Raw genomic sequence first — 15,726 nt, 5'->3', positions numbered from 1 at the left:
TCAGTCAATGCCCTCGAGTCGATTGCGTTCGATGATCGGCAGCGGCCCGGTCTTGGTCGAGATGGTGCGCCTCGGCAGCGCCGGGAGGTCCTGGATGCGCAGCTTCGAGTAGATCGCCAGATAGCAGAGCAGCAGCCAGTTGCCCTCGACGAGCAGCCTCGACTCGGTCAGCGACTGCACGGTGAGCGCCACCATGAGGAGGAACGCGAGCATGGCCGTCGGCGGGAAGTCGCGCGGGCCGCTTGCGTCGGTCTGCGGCCGATCGACGGCGAGCCACCAGGTGCGGATGAGGGTCGAGAGCACGATGCCGACGAAGAAGAACGCTCCGATGAGGCCCGTCTGCATCCAGACGTCGAGGTAGGCGTTATGGGCTTGCAGGAAGTGCACTCCGTCGACGACGAGGAGCCCCTTGAAGGGTTCGACCCATGGTGCCCAGTAGCTGATCCAGCCCATGCCCGTCAGCCAATGCTCGCTGCCGAGGCGTCCGACCTCCGCCCAGATGTCGCCACGTCCCGACATGTCGCTCGAGCGGTTGATGAGGCCGAACAGCTGCGTGTTGAACTGCAGCACGACCCAGCCGATGATGAGCATGATCGCGAAGACGGCGCCGTACATGCCCCACCGCTGCGCGTTGCTCAGCGGTCTCGCCACGAAGACGAGCGCGACGGCGAGCAGCACGACGGCGCAGCCGACGAAGACGGTCGCCGATTTGCACAGCAGGATGGCGATGAGGCCGAGGGCGATCCAGGTGAGGGCGGGCCAGCGCCGCATCTGCTTCGCGTACCACTGCACGGCGACGGCGATGACGCAGAGGAGGGCGGCCATGGCGAGCAGGTTGCGATTGCCGAGGATGCCCTGGATGGCGCTTCCGGCGAAGATGTGGCCCTGGCTCCAGAGGAAGGCGGCCGGGACGGTCTCGGCGGTTGCCCCCGGGATGCCGGTCACGCGTTCGAGCTCGCCGGGGATGAGCAGCGCCAGGGGGAGCACCCCGCCGGGGAAGAAGAGGGCGACGACGACCTCGAAGGCCAGGGAGAGGCCGAGGATCCACCGCATCGCCGCGCTGAACGCCCGCAGGAACTGCGGCTTCGTGAGGGAGACGGCCATGGCAAGTGCCACGATGACGGTCACGAGCTGGATGCCGAAGCCGAGGAGCGACTCGGGGCGGTAGATCGACCAGATGATGGACAGCGCGCACCAGGCGACGAAGGCGATGAGCGCCGAGGGCAAGTGCATGATCTTCGGCAGCGGCTTCTTGCTCGCGAGCAGCCAGATGGAGATTCCGATGATGACGAGGACGATGACCCCGAAGCCGTACCAGGTCACGAGGTTCCGCCAGAAGTCACCCGCGAACGCTGTGAAGAACGTGAAGGTCGCGAACGCGGTGAGGCCGGGGCTGCCCGGGACCTGCGCGAAGAATCGGCGCCAGGGGGCGCGCTCAGTCGCGGCAGATTCAGCGGGGGTTCGGGTGGAGCTCACCGGCCTATTCTCGCGCACTTGCGGACGCCCCGGGTCCTCTGCCCCGCATGCAGCCCCCGATGCGTGCAGGAGGGGTGCTCACACGAAGGCTGCGTGGCCGGTGATCGACCTGCCCACGATGAGGGTGTTCATCTCCCTGGTCCCCTCGTACGAGTAGATGGCTTCAGCATCGGCGAAGAACCGGCCGACCCCGTAGTCGGCGACGATGCCGTTGCCGCCGCACACCTCGCGGGCCAGGGCGACGACCTTGCGCATGTTGCCCGTCGCGACGGCCTTCGCGAGCGCCGAGTGCTCGTCCTTCTGCGCGTCGGCATCGCCGAGCTGCGAGATGCGCACGCAGAGCGTGATGCTGGACGTGATGAGGCCGAGCGCGTCGACGAGTCGCTCTTGGATGAGCTGCCTGGCGGCGATGGGAGCGCCGAACTGGATCCGCTCCTTCGCGTACGCGAGCGCGGCCTCGTAGGCGCCGACCGCGATGCCGGTCGCGAGCCAGGCGACCTCGGCCCGGGTCTGACGCAGCACGGTGGCGGTGTCCTTGAACGAGTTGGCGTGCTCCAGCTTCGCGTCGGCCGGGACCCGGACGCCGTCGAGCGTGATGTCGGCGTTCTGCACGATGCGCAGCGACACCTTGCGCTCGATCTTGGTGGCGGTGAACCCGGGGAGCGAGGTGTCGACGACGAAGCCCTTGACCTGACCGTCTGCGACGTCCTTGGCCCAGATGACGACGATGTCGGCGAACGTCGCGTTCCCGATCCATCGCTTCGCGCCGTTCAGCACCCACTCGTCGCCGACTCGCTCCGCCGTGGTGGTGAGGCCCCTGGCCGAGTCGCTGCCTGAGCCCGGCTCGGTCAGGCCGAAGGCTCCGATGAGCTCGCCGGAGGCGAGTGCCGGAAGCCATCGCTCACGCTGGGCGTCGGAACCGCACAGTCCGATGGCCCCGAGCGCGAGGCCGTTCTGCACGCCAACATAGGTGGCGACGCTGGCGTCGACCCGGGCGAGCTCGAGGGCCGTCCACCCGCGGAAGACGGCGGAGTTCGGGAACGGGCGCGTCTCCTCGAAGGCGAGGCCGACCACGCCGGCCTCAGCGAGACCCTTGACGATCTCGGTGGGGAACGTCGCGGCCTCCCAGTGCTCGTCGATGACGGGTCGCACGTCACGCTCGAGGTACTCGCGAAGCTTGGCGATGAGACCCCTCTCCTCGGCCGAGAGCTCGGCCTCGAGCCCCGTGAAGTCGCCAGGCAGAAGTTGCAGTTCGTTGTCGTCCATGACCGTCCTGTTCCGAGTCGCGCGGGTGGAAGGCGCTCCGCGATCGTCGGACCGGCGGCACCGGCTGCGGCGGCGAAGCGAGCGCTCCGCGAGCCTACGAAGCGTCACCATGCTCACGCCAGCGCCTTGGCGGAATCCGCGAAGTCGGTCGCGATTCGGGGCCGGGCTCTTGTGTCTGCCCTGCAGTTCGCCGCACCGCTCCCACAGAGGCGGTGAGATTCGGTAGCCTTCGCGTGATGTTTCTGCCACTGAAGAATGCCCCCCGTGATTACGCCTGGGGTGCGCCAGGATCGATCTCGCAGCTGCTCGGCACGACCGGCGCCTGCACCCTCGACGACGCCGATTGGGAGGGAGTGCCCCAGGCCGAGCTGTGGTTGGGGGCCCATCCCGGTGCCCCGAGCCGAATCGTCGACCCCGAGCTCGCGGGCGGCGCCGCCACCCTCGACGCCTGGATCGAGCAGGCTCCGGTGGCCGCGCTCGGCCGCTACGCCATGGGGCTGCGCGAGGGTGACGGCCCACGGTTGCCGTACCTCTTGAAAGTGCTCTCTGCCGCGACCCCGCTCTCGCTGCAGGTGCACCCGACGCTCACGGACGCGCGTCTCGGGTTCGAGCGCGAGAACCAGGCCGGCATTCCCCTCAGCGCGCCGGAGCGCAACTACAAGGATCCGCTGCACAAGCCCGAGATGCTCCTCGCACTCAGCGAGACGATGGATGCGCTTGCCGGGTTCCGCGACTTCGCCGAGGTCGCCGCGGTTGTCGGCGACTTCGCGCGCCGCGCGGAGTCGGACGCCGAGCAGCCGCCCGCAGGACGCGCCGCGCTCGCGGACTTCGAGGCTCGGGTCGTGTCGCTCTCCACGGGGGAGGAGCTGCAGTCCCTCGTGACCTGGCTCCTCGAGGGTGGCGACGCCGTCGGCGATCTCGTGGCGGCGGTCTCCGGAGTAGCGCTCGCGGGCGACGAGTCCGGAGACCAGTCCGAGCGCTTCGCTCGGGAGCGGGGCATCATCGCCACGCTGGCGCGCATGTACCCGCGTGACCCCGGCATCGCGCTGGCGCTGCTGCTCAACCACATCACGATCAGGAGGGGAGAGGCGATCTTCCTCCCCGCCGGCAACATGCACGCCTACGTCCGGGGCCTCGGCATCGAGATCATGGCGGCGTCCGACAACGTGCTGCGTGGCGGGCTCACGCCGAAGCACATCGACATCCCGGAGCTGCTCGCGCGGCTCGACTTCGCCCCGGTGCCGCCGCCGTACATCGCCGCGACGCGCATCCAGGAGGGCGTCGAGGAGTACCGGCCCGAGATTCCCGACTTCCGGCTCGTTCGGGTCGTTCCCGGCCCGGATGAAGCGGTGAAGACCATCCACCTCGACGGCCCGACGATGCTCTTGTGCCTCGAGGGGGAGGCCCGTCTCGAGGGAGCGAAGTCCACGGCGAAGATCAGCGCTGGCGAGTCCGTGTTCGTGACGCCCGATGAGCTGCCCGTGCGCGTCATCGGCTCCGTCGACCTCTTCGCGGCCGGGCCGGGGCTCGACCGTCGCGACACGGTGCCGATGCGACACGCCGACTAGCTGAGAATCTTCGTCGCGGGGGTCTGCGAGCCCCCGGGGTGGTCCAGCCCGCCACCTCGCGGGGGATCCTCGGCGACACGCCGCCGCGAATCGCGCGCGGCTTCTCCGAAAAGTCTCAAGACCGGGCTTAGTGTTGAGGGCTTTCGACTTGACGCGGGGTGAATTACAACGATGTAATGATTCCGACGCGCGGGCAGGTGCCCGCAAGTAACGTGGGGAGAACGTGATATGGCAATTCCAGGGAGGAACCCCTCGGTTCCGGAGGACTGGTATGTCGACCCGGTCAACCTCGGCGTCCCAGGAGTTCGAAGGAATGTCGGCGACGACAACCCGCTCGCATGGCAGGCCGACGCGCTGTGCGCGCAGGTCGACCCAGAGGCCTTCTTCCCGGAGAAGGGTGGGTCGACGCGTGACGCGAAGCGGATCTGCGACTCCTGCGAGGTCCGGAGCGACTGCCTCGAGTACGCGCTGTCCAACGACGAGCGCTTCGGCATTTGGGGTGGGCTGAGCGAGCGCGAGCGGCGCAAGCTGCGCAAGCTCGCGTAACCGCCGAGAGCTCGGTCCGCGTGACCGAGCAGGCCACGTTGATGGGCCCCGTGACGACTTCGGTCGTGCGGGGCCCTTCGTGCGTCCGCTGGCGGTGACACCGGGGTGCGCGTGTTCGCGGCTTGCCGCTCGCAATGCGGCATCGCTCGGGGGAGCCGAATACCATTCGTTCAATGCGTCCCGGAGTCACCGCAATCCTTGTCGCGCGAGATGCGTCGCGCTCGCTCGAGCGCACCATCGCCGCGCTCGAGGGATCGTCGCGCATCCCGGACCGCGTCGTGATGGTGAATCTCGCGTCGACGGACTCGACGCTCGAGGTCATGCGCGCGGCCGAACCCGACATCCTGCTGACGCTGGAGACCGAGACGACGTTCGGTGCCGCGCTCGCCGAGGCGGTGGCCGTCCTCGAGGAGCAGGGGCTGCAGTCGGAGGGCGACTGGCTCTGGCTGCTCAGCGCCGACAACGCTCCAGAGCACGACGCGCTCGAGCAGCTCCTCGACACCGCCGAGCGGAACCCCTCGCTCGAGGTGACCGGCCCGAAGCTCGTCCGCAGTGACGACGCCGCGACGCTCGTCGAGTTCGGCCAGTCGATGCTGCAGAACGGCGAGAGCCTGCGACTCCGCGAAGACGAGCTGGACCAGGGGCAGTTCGACCAGGACTCCGACGTCCTCGGCGTCGCGGCCGGCGGCATGCTGGTTCGTCGCGAGCCGTGGCTCGCGCTCGAGGGCTTCGATCCTGGCCTTCCCGCCGTCGATGACGCGCTCGACTTCTGCACGCGGGTGTGGCTTGCCGGCGGCCGCGTGCTGCTGACCCCCTCAGCGCGAGTCGCCTGCGACCCCGAAGCGCCGGGGACGGCCGCGATGAACCCCGGGATGAGCGCCTCGGCGGTGGAAGCTGCCAGAGACACCGCCAGGGTGCACCGCAGTCTGACGAAGACCCCAGCAGCGGCGTTCGGCGTCCTGCGGCTGGTGCTCATCCCGATCGCTCTGCTCAAGGGCATCTGGCACCTCGTGCGGAAGCGTCCGCGCCGTATCCTCGCCGAGCTCCGCTCCGCGTCGCGCGTGACGTTCGGCAAGACCGGGGCCGCCCGCTCAAGGGCGCAGTTCGCGAAGACGCGCACCGAGCCGTGGACCGTCATCGAGCCGCTGCTCGTGAGCGCCGAGGAGAACCAGAAGACGCTCGGTCTGCAGCGCGAGGAGCTGCGTGCCCTCACGCACGAGGAGCGTGAGCGGTACTCGCTCGTCGGCTCCGGAGGACTCTGGGTGCTGCTCGTCTCGACCGTCCTGGGCCTGGGCCTGGGTCTGTCCCTCATCGGCCAGTCGACGCTCTCCGGCGGTGGCCTCCTGCCGCTGGCCGATTCCATCGGCACGCTCTGGGGGCGCACCGGGTACGGGGTCCGAGATGTCGGGGACGGCGCGTTCGGCGTCGCCGATCCCTTCACCTACGTGCTCGCGGTGCTCGGCACCCTCACCTTCTGGCACCCGAGCCTCAGCATCGTGCTGCTGTGGCTGTTCGCGCTCCCGCTCGCCGCGATGGGGGCATGGCTCCTCGTGGCGCGCCTCACCAACCGGGCCGGGCTGCGGGCGTTCGCCGCCTTCGCCTGGATGCTCGCGCCACCGCTCGTCGTCGCGCTCGCGGAAGGGCGCATCGCCGCCGTCATCGCGCACCTCGTGCTCCCATGGCTTATCTTCTCCGCGCTGAGCGCGTCGAGGAACTGGTCGCGCGCGGCTGCGACGGGGCTGCTCGCGGCGATCGCGATCGCGGCCGCCCCGATCCTGGCACTGCCCATCGCCATCGTGTGGCTCGTATGGCTCGTCATCGGCGGGCGGGGCTTCGTCCAGCGCCTGCTGACCGCGGTGCCGACCCTGGTGCTGTTCGCGCCACTCGCCGTCGCGCAGTGGAACCGGGGGCGCCCGCTCGCGCTGTTCGCGGACCCTGGAGTCCCGCTCGCGAGCACTGCTCCTGATGCGTGGCAGATGCTCCTCGGCTTCCCCGGGTCCCTGCTCGAGGACCCGAGCTGGGCTGGCGGGCTGCTCGAGGGTTCCCCTGCGGTCCCCACCGTCGCCGCGGCCCTGGTGGCTCCGCTCTTCCTCCTGGCGCTGCTCGCCCCCGGCAGCCGAAACTGGCGCGCGTCGCTCTTCGGCCTGCAGCTGCTGCTGCTCGGCTTCGTGACCGCGGCGGCGGCGAGCCGCTTCGGCTTCTCGCACGTCGGGGTCGAGAGCATCTCGCTGTGGCCCGGCAGCGCGCAGTCGCTCATGTGGCTGGGTGCCCTGATCTCGGCCGCGGCAACGCTCGGCGCGCTCCGCCCCCGGCTTTCGCAGGTCTTCGCGGGTGTCGCGCTGGTCGGCATCGTGCTCCTGGCTGCTCTTCCCGCGACGGCACTGCTGCGCGGCGACGCGCTGGTCGGTGCCGGCGACGGCCGATCGCTGCCCGCCATCGTGGATGCTCAGGGCCGTGCCTCTGACGAGGTCGGCACCCTCGTGATCGCGCCGCTCGCGAGCGGCGCCGTCGAGGTGCGTCTCGAGCGCGGCACCGGCGACAGCCTGGACTCGCAGTCGACGCTGCGCACCACGAGCGTCGGCTTCTCCGCGGGCGACCAGCGCCTGGCGGAGCTGGCCGTGAACTTCGCCTCGGATTCCTCGTACCGCCCGACCGAGGAGCTGCACGCGCTCGGCATCAGCTACCTGCTCGTCCCGGAGGGCGGGAGCGACGCCGCGACCATGGAGGGGCGCCTCGTCTCCTCCCTCGACGCGAACTTCGGGCTGCGCCCGGCCGGGGCAACGGAGTTCGGCACCCTCTGGCAGGTCGTCGGCCCCACGCTGGAGCCGACCGACCCGAGTGTCTCCGGTCCGCTCGATACCGCGAACACCGGAACCACGCTCGGTCGGTCGATGCTCATCGTGCAGGGTGTGCTCCTTGCCCTGACGCTCCTCGCCGCCCTCCCGACCGGAGGGCTCAGCGCCCGCGCCGCCGATGTGCGCCGCCGGGAGAAGACCAGCGGGCGCCCGTGGTACGACCTCGACGGTGACACGGACGGCGACGAGCGGATGCTGCGGCGCGATGTCACCGCGCTGACGGTCGACGACTTCGACGACGACGATGACGTGCTCGGCACAGGTGCACGGGGAGGCGACCATGACGCTCGATGAGTCGAAGGTGATCGCCGAGGCGCGTGCCGCAGACGACGCAGCCCGCAAGGCGCCCGGAAAGCGGCACGCACGGCGGCCGGTCTGGCGCGCCCTGAGCGTCGGCGCCGCCATCGTCGCGGTCGGGGGCGTCGTCGCGGCCGTGCAGCTCGCGCCGGAGGGCGTCGTCGTCGCCTCCGCGAACTCCGTCCTCGTGAGCCCTGTCGCGAGCGCGCAGGATCGCGTGTGCCCCGGCCCCCTCACGCTGCTCGGGCTCGCGACCGACGACCCGACGCTCCCCGCGACGCTCGGCACCACGAGCATCCGACTCGCGGGCGACGAAGGCGGGCTCGAGGTCGAGCCGGTCGTCGCCTCCACGCCTGCGGCCGACCAGCAGCAGGCGCTCGCGCCCGTGCGCTTCACGGTGCCCGGCCTGACCGAGGACGGGTCGCCGACGGCGTTCGCTGCGGCCCAGACGCTCGAGCTCGCGCAGCCCTCAGCCGGGGGCTTCGCAGCCACGGCCTGCCGGATGCCATCCGCAGAGCAGTGGCTGGTCGGTGGCAGCACGGCGGAGGGCAGCAGCACGCAGCTCGTGATGGTGAACTCCGCAGACCAGGCCGCCGACGTGCGCGTCACGGTCTCGACGGCAGACGGCGTCGTGCAGGCTCCGACGATCCGCGAGATCGTCGTGCCCGCGAGCAGCAGGGAGGTCGTGAGCCTCGAGGGGGTCGCGCCCGATCGAGGCGATCTGGTCGTGCACGTGGAAGCCGTCTCCGGAAGCATCATCTCGACGCTGCACCAGACCCGCACCTCAGGCGCGACGCCGAGCGGCATCGAGATCATCGGGGCCCAGGATGCGCCGAGCACCTCGCTCGCGATCGTCGGCGTCCCCTCGACGAGCACTGCGTCGGAAGCCGAGGGCACGCTGGTGCTCGAGCGCGGCGCGACGCTGCGAGTCCTCGCGCCCGGAGACGAGCAGACGGAGCTCACCGTCGACGTGCGCGACGCGGCCGGCACCGCCCTGGAGCCGATCTCGCTCACCATCGAGGGCGGACGGACCACGGAGATCCCGCTGACGGGGTATCCGATCGGCCAGTACACGCTCGGGATCGAAGCGAGCAACCCCGTCGTCGCCGCCGTGCAGACCACCGCCACCGCCACAGCATCGGACCTGGCCTGGTACCTGCCGGTCCCCGTCCTGAGCGACAGCCAGGTCGTCGCCGTGCCGAACGGCCCGTCTCCCAAGCTGCAGCTCGCCGACGCCGACGGGGTCGAGAAGACCGCGACGCTCATCGCGGAGGACGGCACGGAGACAGCCGTCACGATCCCGGCCAACGGCACCACGTCCATCGACGTCGAGGCCTCGCGCGAGTACCGGCTCGAGGGGCTCGACCGGGTCTCGGTCCAGCTCGCCTACGCGGGCGACGGTCAGCTCGCGGCCATCCCGAGCTACGCGGGAAACCCGCTCGCCGAGGTCATCACCGTCTACCGCTGAGGCAGGCAGGCGGCGGGGAGCTACTCGTCGCCGAAGCGCTCCGGCGCGATGTCCCACGGGTCGGAGCCGAGCAGCTCGGCGACGGCCTGCAGCACGCACCGCTCCACGAGCATCCGGTAGTGGACCGGGTCCTCGCAGTGCAGTCGTGCGAGGCGATCTATCGCGACCCGGTACAGGATGATGCGGTTCGGTGACTCGACGTGCCAACGATCCATGCCATCCGCATGCTGCAGCGTCTTCGGCACGTTCGCGATGTCCACCTGCACATTCGCGAGCCGCTCGGGGTTGGCTGCGCGCAGGTAGTTCATCGCATCGGCCACGTGGTTCTCGAACCGGACCACCCGACCCGTGAGCATCGGCAGGTACGGTCCGGCGACACTCGAGCGGATGCCCCTGCCGTGCCTGCCGCGGGCAAGGCCCCGCTCAGGGCGGGCCTGCCTCCTGGCGTTCTCGGACTTCTTCTCCCGGCGGCGACGTGGCATGCCTGCGAGTTTACGCCCGGCGTAGACTTGCGCCGATGTCCAATCGACCATGCTCACGAGTCGCGTGCACCCGCAAGGCGGAGTACACGCTGACCTTCGACTACGAGGACAAGCTCGCCGTCATCGGCCCGCTTGCGCTCGCCGCCGAACCCCACAGCTACGACCTGTGCGCGCGCCACGCGGAGCGCTCGACGCCACCGCAGGGCTGGAGCATGATGCGTCCGGTAGTTTTGGGTTCATGACTTCTGTGGCAATCGCACCCGCGTCGAGTGACGAGCGGGGTTCTCTCTCTGGTGTCGTGAAGAGCTACGACGTTCGGGGGCTCGTCGGCAGCGAGCTCACCGAGACGCTCGTGACGGCGCTCGGCGCCGGCTTCGTCGACGAATTCGCGCTGTCCGGCCAGACGGTCGTCGTCGGCCACGACATGCGCGACTCCTCTCCGGGCTTCGCGACGGCCTTCGCTCGCGGCGCGACCGCGAGGGGCGCGAACGTCACGCATATCGGGCTCTGCTCGACCGACGAGGACTACTTCGCGTCCGGCCGGTACGACGCGGCCGCCGCGATGTTCACCGCCAGCCACAACCCTGCCGCCTACAACGGCATCAAGCTGTCGCTCGCCGGCGCGAAGGCGCTGAGCTTCGACACGGGCCTCTCCGCGATCCGCGATCGCGCGGCAGCCTTCCTCGATGAGGGCATCGCCGCCGTCGAGCAGCCGGGCGAGGAGCAGCGCATCGACGTGCTCGCCGACTACGCGGCCTACCTGCGCGAACTGGTCGACCTCTCGGGCATCCGCCAGCTCAAGATCGTCGTCGACGCCGGCAACGGGATGGGCGGCCTCACGGTTCCCGCCGTGCTCGGCGAGGCGGCCGGCCTCGGAGCCCTGCCACTCGAGATCATCCCCATGTACTTCGAGCTCGACGGCACGTTCCCGAACCACGAGGCCAACCCGCTCGACCCCAAGAACCTCGTCGACCTGCAGGCGGCCGTCATCGAGCATGGCGCCGATCTCGGCCTCGCCTTCGACGGCGATGCGGACCGCTGCTTCCTCATCGATGAGCTGGGTGAGCCCGTCTCGCCGAGCGCCGTGACCGCCATCGTCGCGCGCCGCGAGATCGCGCGTGTCCGTGCAGCCGGCGAGACCGAGCCGACCATCCTGCACAACCTCATCGTCTCGCGTCACGTTCCGGAGGCAATCAGGCAGGAGGGCGCGAAGGCCGTCCAGACGAAGGTCGGCCACTCGCTCATCAAGGCGCAGATGGCTGCCACGAATGCGGTCTTCGGCGGAGAGCACTCCGCGCACTACTACTTCCGCGACTTCTGGAGTGCCGACAACGGCATGCTCGCGGCGATGCACGTGCTCGCAGCCGTGGGCGGCTCCGACAAGCAGCTCTCGGAGATCGGCGGGCTCGAGAACCCCTACTTCGCCTCCGGTGAGATCAACTCGACGGTCGCCGACGTGCCTGCGGCGCTCGCGCGCATCGTCGACACCTTCGCGAGCACCGCGGAGTTCGAGGAATTCGACGGCCTCACGGTCCGCGGCTCCGACGAGACCGGCTTCTGGTGGTTCAACGTGCGAGCCTCCAACACCGAGCCGCTCCTGCGCCTGAACGCCGAGGCGAAGGACGAGGCGCGCCTGCAGTCGCTGCGCGACCAGGTGCTCGGCCTCATCCGGGCCGAGTAGCAGGCCCGCAGCATCCACCACACCCGTAGCAAGGAAGCAGCAGTCATGGCACCAACGTCAGGTATCGAGCTCTCCACCGAACGTCCGTTCGTCGTCGCAGATCTGGCGCTCGCGCCGGCGGGGCGCCACCAGATCCGTCTGGCAGAGATCGAGATGCCTGGGCTCATGGCGCTGCGGGCCCAGTACGCGGGACAGAACCCGCTCGCCGGCGCACGCATCGCCGGCTCGCTGCACATGACGGTGCAGACCGCGGTGCTCATCGAGACCCTCACCGACCTCGGTGCCGAGGTGCGCTGGGCCAGCTGCAACATCTTCTCCACGCAGGATGAAGCCGCTGCTGCCGTCGCTGTCGGACCCGACGGCACGGTCGAGGAGCCGAAGGGCATCCCCGTGTTCGCCTGGAAGGGCGAGACGCTCGAGGAGTACTGGTGGTGCACCTCGCGCATCTTCGACTGGAGCGCCGAGGGCGCCGTCGGCCCCAACCTCATCCTCGATGACGGCGGCGACGCGACGATGCTCGTGCACCTCGGCCGGGAGGCCGAGATCGCGGGAGCCGTCCGTGACGCGAGCGACGCCGACAGCGTCGAGATGCGGGTTGTCCTCGACACCATCCGTGCCTCGCTCGCCGTCGACGCCGGCCACTTCAGCCGCATCGCGGACGAGGTGCGCGGCGTCACGGAGGAGACGACGACGGGCGTGCACCGCCTGTACGAGCTCGCCGAGCGGGGCGAGCTGCAGTTCACGGCCATCAACGTCAACGACTCGGTGACGAAGTCGAAGTTCGACAACACGTACGGCATCCGCCACTCGCTGCCCGACGGGCTGAACCGCGCGACCGATGTCCTCATCGGCGGCAAGACCGCCTTCGTGGTCGGCTACGGGGATGTCGGCAAGGGTGCGGCCGAAGCCCTTCGCGGCCAGGGCGCTCGGGTCATCGTCAGCGAGGTCGACCCGATCTGCGCGTGGCAGGCCGCGATGGACGGCTTCCAGGTCGCCAAGGTCGAGGACGTCCTCGACCAGGTGGACATCTGGATCACGTGCACGGGCAACAAGAGCGTGCTGACGCTCGAGCACATGCTCGGCATGAAGCACATGGCGATCGTCGGCAACGTCGGACACTTCGACAACGAGATCGACATGGCCGGGCTCGAGGGCCTCGCCGGTGCGACTCGCGTGGAGATCAAGGCGCAGGTGCACGAGTGGCGCCTCCCGAACTCGCGCTCGCTGCTGGTGCTGTCCGAGGGGCGGCTGCTGAACCTCGGCAACGCGACCGGTCACCCCTCCTTCGTCATGAGCAGTTCCTTCACGAACCAGGTGCTGGCGCAGCTCGAGCTCTGGCAGCGCCTCGACGCCTACCCGCTCGGTGTTCACGTGCTGCCGAAGCACCTGGACGAGCAGGTCGCGCGTCTTCACCTGGATGCCCTCGGCGTGAAGCTCACCGAGCTGACCCCCGAGCAGGCCGACTACATCGGCGTCGCCGTCGACGGCCCGTACAAGGTCGACCACTACCGGTACTGAATCTCGCCCGCCGCGCATCGGCAGGCACGCGACAATCCGCAGCCCGACAGGGGAGAACCCTGGCGGGCTGCGGCTGTTCGCGCTGCAGTGCGCCGTCGGGTCCCGACACGGCCCGCCCGGGAACCGAGCTCTGACCCGCGGCTCAGCCTCGGTCCGGGAACGAGTGGGGCATGCCGTTGAGCGTCGGGGCCAGCGCCGTCTCCCGCCGGCCGATGGCGGAGAGCGCGGCGAGCTCTCGATCGCGGCGCAGCACGGCGAGGCCTCGCAGGTAGGTGTCGGCGTCGACGTCGGGGATCGGGTGCACGTGAGGGAGTGTCTCGCGCGCGATCTCGCCGGCGGCTCGGTCCCGGTGCGCGGGCGTGAGGTGCTCAGCCTGGTCGAGGTAGTCCAGGATGCGGCGAGCGGTTCGGTCCGGCAGCCTCCCGGCGTCGGCGATCCCGGCCCAGGCGATGAGCTGCTGGGGCATCGGCCCGAGGTGGCTTCTGAGCTTCGGGGCACGTTCGCGCTGGCAGGTGGTGCCCGCCAGGATGTCGCCGAGCCGCTTGGCCCTGCCGTTGACGAGGCCGGTGATGATGGCGATGCCGCCGAAGGTGCCGTACAGCTCGATGAATCCGAGCAGGGAGCGGATGAGCGCCTGCCGGAACCCTGACGCGCCCCCGTCGTCGCGAACGATGCGCAGCCCGGTGGCGAGCTTCCCCACCGATCGGCCGTGCGAGAGGGTCTCGACGACGCACGGAGCGATGACGAGGCAGACGACGAGAAGCGAGAGGGCGATGGCGCTCATGAGCGCCTCGTCGATGGCGAACGGGAAGTCGTCGCTCGAGAGGACCGTCATGGTCAGGATGAGGAGGCCGACGTATCCGACCATGTAGACCAGCGCATCGAGGGCGGCCGATGCCGCGCGGAGCGCGAACCCCGCTGGCCGGACGTCGAGATGCACGCCTTCGCCGGCGACAAGCTGTTCGTCGCTGACGCTCAGGCGTTCCCGTGGTCTCGTCTGAGTGGCCATGGCAGTATTGAAACAGATGGATCTTGAAGCTCTCACAACCGCCCGTTCGGCGGATTGGCGGCGCCTGGGGGCGCTGGCTCGGCACCGGAATCTGACCGGCGCCGAGATCGACGAGCTCATCACGCGATACCAGGACTCATCGACCGAGCTCTCGGCCCTCCGAACGAGCTACGGCGAGACCCGCGAGGGAGAGTTCCTCTCCGTGCAGCTGTCGCGGGCGCGCGGCAGGTTCACTGGGGCAGGGCGCAACATCCTGCTGGTCCTCGGCACGTTCTTCACTCTTGCCCTGCCCGCTGCGCTCTACCGCGTTCGCTGGTGGACGCTCGGTGCAGCGGTATTCACGTTGCTCGTGGGCGTGCTCAGCTACTGGTGGATCACGGCGAACCCGGAGATCCTCGGATTCCTCGGCTCCGAGGCCGCGCTGGAGCAGTACGCGGAAGAGGACTTCGTCGGCTACTACTCGCAGTTCTCGGAATCCAGCTTCGCGGCGAGGGTCTTCACGAACAACGCTTGGATCGCCGCGCAGTGCATCGCATTCGGCATCACCGGCCTGTGGGTGCCGGTCGTTCTCGTGCAGAATGCGCTCGGGCTCGGCCAGAGCGCCGCGGTGCTCGGCGCGCACGGGCACCTCGATGTGTTCTTCCTCTGGATCGCGCCTCACGGACTGCTTGAACTGACGATGGTGTTCGTCGCGGCGGGCGCTGGGCTTCGCATCTTCTGGGCGTGGGTCGCCCCTGGCGCGAAGACGCGCATGCAGTCTCTGGCTGACGATGGACGTGCGCTCGTCGTCGTGGCGATCGGCACGACGATCTTCCTGTTCATCTCCGGCTTGGTCGAGGGGTTCGTGACGAGGCAGGACTGGCCGTGGCCGGTGAAGATCGGGATCGGGGCTGCCGCGCTTGCGCTCTACCTCGTCTACGCGCTCTGGCTCGGCGGTCGCGCGGTCCGGGCCGGCGAGACAGGCGCACTCGAGAAGTTCGACGGCGGCGCGCGGCGGGTCTACGCAGGGTGACGCCAGTGCCGGTGGCCCGCCAGGCAGCGGGCCGGAGAGGTCGACACGCCCGGGATGTACCCCGAGTTGTGTGCCGCCGGGTCTCTGCGTAATGTAATCACTCGTCAGGCCAACGGAGCGAAACGCGAGAGCGGGTCGCACGGGCCGGACAGTCCGAAAGAAAGATCAGCATCTGCCACTTGTTCTTGCAAGTTGGAGCAACATGATCTACACTCGGAACTCCTGCCTCACCGGGTAGCAAGATCGTCAGCCTCTGGTTCTTCCAGTTGGTTGTGCGGAGGATGAGCTTCATGCTCACGGTCCGTGGTTCTTGTCCGGGGTTTGCAGTGCAAGCGATTGCTCCTTAGAGATGGCCGTGAGGCTTGAAGAGGGAAGCGCTCGATTCTTGAGAACTCAACAGCGTGCACTATGTCAAATGCCAATTTGATCCCGTGCCTCTTCCTTTGGAGGGGGTAAGGATTCCTTTTGGAAACATATTTGGACAATACAAGTCAGTACTGAACTTTCGGGTTTGGTGTTGTTTTGTTTTTTGTCAGTTTCAAACTTGT

12 protein-coding genes are annotated in these 15,726 nt (G+C 69.1%); 8 read left to right on the top strand and 4 right to left on the bottom strand.

Going from position 1 to position 15,726, the window contains the following annotated elements:
* A complete protein-coding gene (locus C5B99_RS13555) occupies positions 1-1,476 on the bottom strand; it encodes an O-antigen ligase (RefSeq protein ID WP_104242959.1) in 1,476 nt (491 codons plus the stop codon).
* A gap of 78 nt (positions 1,477-1,554) precedes the next feature.
* Complete coding sequence (locus C5B99_RS13550; RefSeq protein WP_104242957.1) at positions 1,555-2,742, bottom strand: acyl-CoA dehydrogenase family protein; 1,188 nt, start codon at positions 2,740-2,742, stop codon at positions 1,555-1,557.
* 236 nt (positions 2,743-2,978) lie between these two features.
* Here C5B99_RS13550 and manA point away from each other — a divergent pair, with 236 nt between their 5' ends.
* The 4 genes from manA (at position 2,979) to C5B99_RS13530 (ending at position 9,476) form a co-directional block, all read left to right on the top strand.
* Complete coding sequence (gene manA / locus C5B99_RS13545) at positions 2,979-4,310, top strand: mannose-6-phosphate isomerase, class I (protein ID WP_258063361.1); 1,332 nt, start codon at positions 2,979-2,981, stop codon at positions 4,308-4,310.
* A 228-nt stretch (positions 4,311-4,538) separates the two neighbouring features.
* Positions 4,539-4,856 carry a WhiB family transcriptional regulator gene (locus tag C5B99_RS13540; RefSeq protein WP_104242955.1) on the top strand — a complete coding sequence of 106 codons (318 nt, stop codon included), beginning with the start codon at positions 4,539-4,541 and terminating at the stop codon, positions 4,854-4,856.
* 173 nt (positions 4,857-5,029) lie between these two features.
* Entirely contained in the window at positions 5,030-8,005 is a 2,976-nt protein-coding gene (locus C5B99_RS13535) for a glycosyltransferase family 2 protein (RefSeq protein ID WP_181059488.1), read from the top strand.
* Positions 7,992-9,476, top strand: coding sequence for a DUF5719 family protein (locus C5B99_RS13530; RefSeq protein WP_146082010.1), 1,485 nt, complete (start codon positions 7,992-7,994; stop codon positions 9,474-9,476). The genes C5B99_RS13535 and C5B99_RS13530 overlap by 14 nt, the downstream gene beginning before the upstream one ends.
* Positions 9,477-9,496: 20 nt before the next feature.
* On the opposite strand, the gene C5B99_RS13525 is transcribed toward C5B99_RS13530, so the two are convergent.
* On the bottom strand, positions 9,497-9,958 hold the full coding sequence (locus C5B99_RS13525) for a hypothetical protein (protein WP_181057986.1): 462 nt from the start codon (positions 9,956-9,958) through the stop codon (positions 9,497-9,499).
* A 35-nt stretch (positions 9,959-9,993) separates the two neighbouring features.
* On the opposite strand from C5B99_RS13525, the gene C5B99_RS13520 reads away from it, so the two are divergent.
* Genes C5B99_RS13520 through ahcY form a run of 3 tightly spaced genes read left to right on the top strand, consistent with a single transcriptional unit; the run spans position 9,994 to position 13,157 of the window.
* Entirely contained in the window at positions 9,994-10,200 is a 207-nt protein-coding gene (locus tag C5B99_RS13520) for a DUF3499 family protein (protein WP_104242949.1), read from the top strand.
* Positions 10,197-11,639, top strand: coding sequence for a phosphomannomutase/phosphoglucomutase (locus C5B99_RS13515; RefSeq protein ID WP_104242947.1), 1,443 nt, complete (start codon positions 10,197-10,199; stop codon positions 11,637-11,639). Before C5B99_RS13520 ends, C5B99_RS13515 begins: the two co-directional genes overlap by 4 nt.
* A 45-nt stretch (positions 11,640-11,684) precedes the next feature.
* A complete protein-coding gene (gene ahcY, locus C5B99_RS13510; protein ID WP_104242945.1) occupies positions 11,685-13,157 on the top strand; it encodes an adenosylhomocysteinase in 1,473 nt (490 codons plus the stop codon).
* Between the two features lie 142 nt (positions 13,158-13,299).
* On the opposite strand, the gene C5B99_RS13505 is transcribed toward ahcY, so the two are convergent.
* Positions 13,300-14,166 (bottom strand): RDD family protein, encoded by an 867-nt coding sequence (locus C5B99_RS13505; RefSeq protein ID WP_104242943.1) that lies wholly within the window; start codon positions 14,164-14,166, stop codon positions 13,300-13,302.
* A gap of 16 nt (positions 14,167-14,182) precedes the next feature.
* Between C5B99_RS13505 and C5B99_RS13500 the strand changes: the two genes are divergently transcribed.
* The gene (locus tag C5B99_RS13500) at positions 14,183-15,178 is read left to right on the top strand and encodes a stage II sporulation protein M (protein ID WP_104242941.1); all 996 of its coding nucleotides are present in this window, start codon (positions 14,183-14,185) and stop codon (positions 15,176-15,178) included.
* Positions 15,179-15,726: the final 548 nt, after the last annotated feature.

Origin of the sequence: Pseudoclavibacter sp. Z016, assembly GCF_002931215.1 — a bacterium.
GTDB lineage: Bacteria > Actinomycetota > Actinomycetes > Actinomycetales > Microbacteriaceae > Pseudoclavibacter.
This window is presented reverse-complemented; position numbering and strand designations above follow the sequence as displayed.

Coding starts and splice junctions, on each gene's coding strand:
- C5B99_RS13530 (WP_146082010.1), top strand. CDS start 7,992: ATGACGCTCGATGAGTCGAAGGTGATCGCCGAGGCGCGTGCCGCAGAC.
- ahcY (WP_104242945.1), top strand. CDS start 11,685: ATGGCACCAACGTCAGGTATCGAGCTCTCCACCGAACGTCCGTTCGTC.
- C5B99_RS13505 (WP_104242943.1), bottom strand. CDS start 14,166: ATGGCCACTCAGACGAGACCACGGGAACGCCTGAGCGTCAGCGACGAA.
- C5B99_RS13525 (WP_181057986.1), bottom strand. CDS start 9,958: ATGCCACGTCGCCGCCGGGAGAAGAAGTCCGAGAACGCCAGGAGGCAG.
- C5B99_RS13500 (WP_104242941.1), top strand. CDS start 14,183: ATGGATCTTGAAGCTCTCACAACCGCCCGTTCGGCGGATTGGCGGCGC.
- C5B99_RS13535 (WP_181059488.1), top strand. CDS start 5,030: ATGCGTCCCGGAGTCACCGCAATCCTTGTCGCGCGAGATGCGTCGCGC.
- manA (WP_258063361.1), top strand. CDS start 2,979: ATGTTTCTGCCACTGAAGAATGCCCCCCGTGATTACGCCTGGGGTGCG.
- C5B99_RS13550 (WP_104242957.1), bottom strand. CDS start 2,742: ATGGACGACAACGAACTGCAACTTCTGCCTGGCGACTTCACGGGGCTC.
- C5B99_RS13515 (WP_104242947.1), top strand. CDS start 10,197: ATGACTTCTGTGGCAATCGCACCCGCGTCGAGTGACGAGCGGGGTTCT.
- C5B99_RS13540 (WP_104242955.1), top strand. CDS start 4,539: ATGGCAATTCCAGGGAGGAACCCCTCGGTTCCGGAGGACTGGTATGTC.
- C5B99_RS13520 (WP_104242949.1), top strand. CDS start 9,994: ATGTCCAATCGACCATGCTCACGAGTCGCGTGCACCCGCAAGGCGGAG.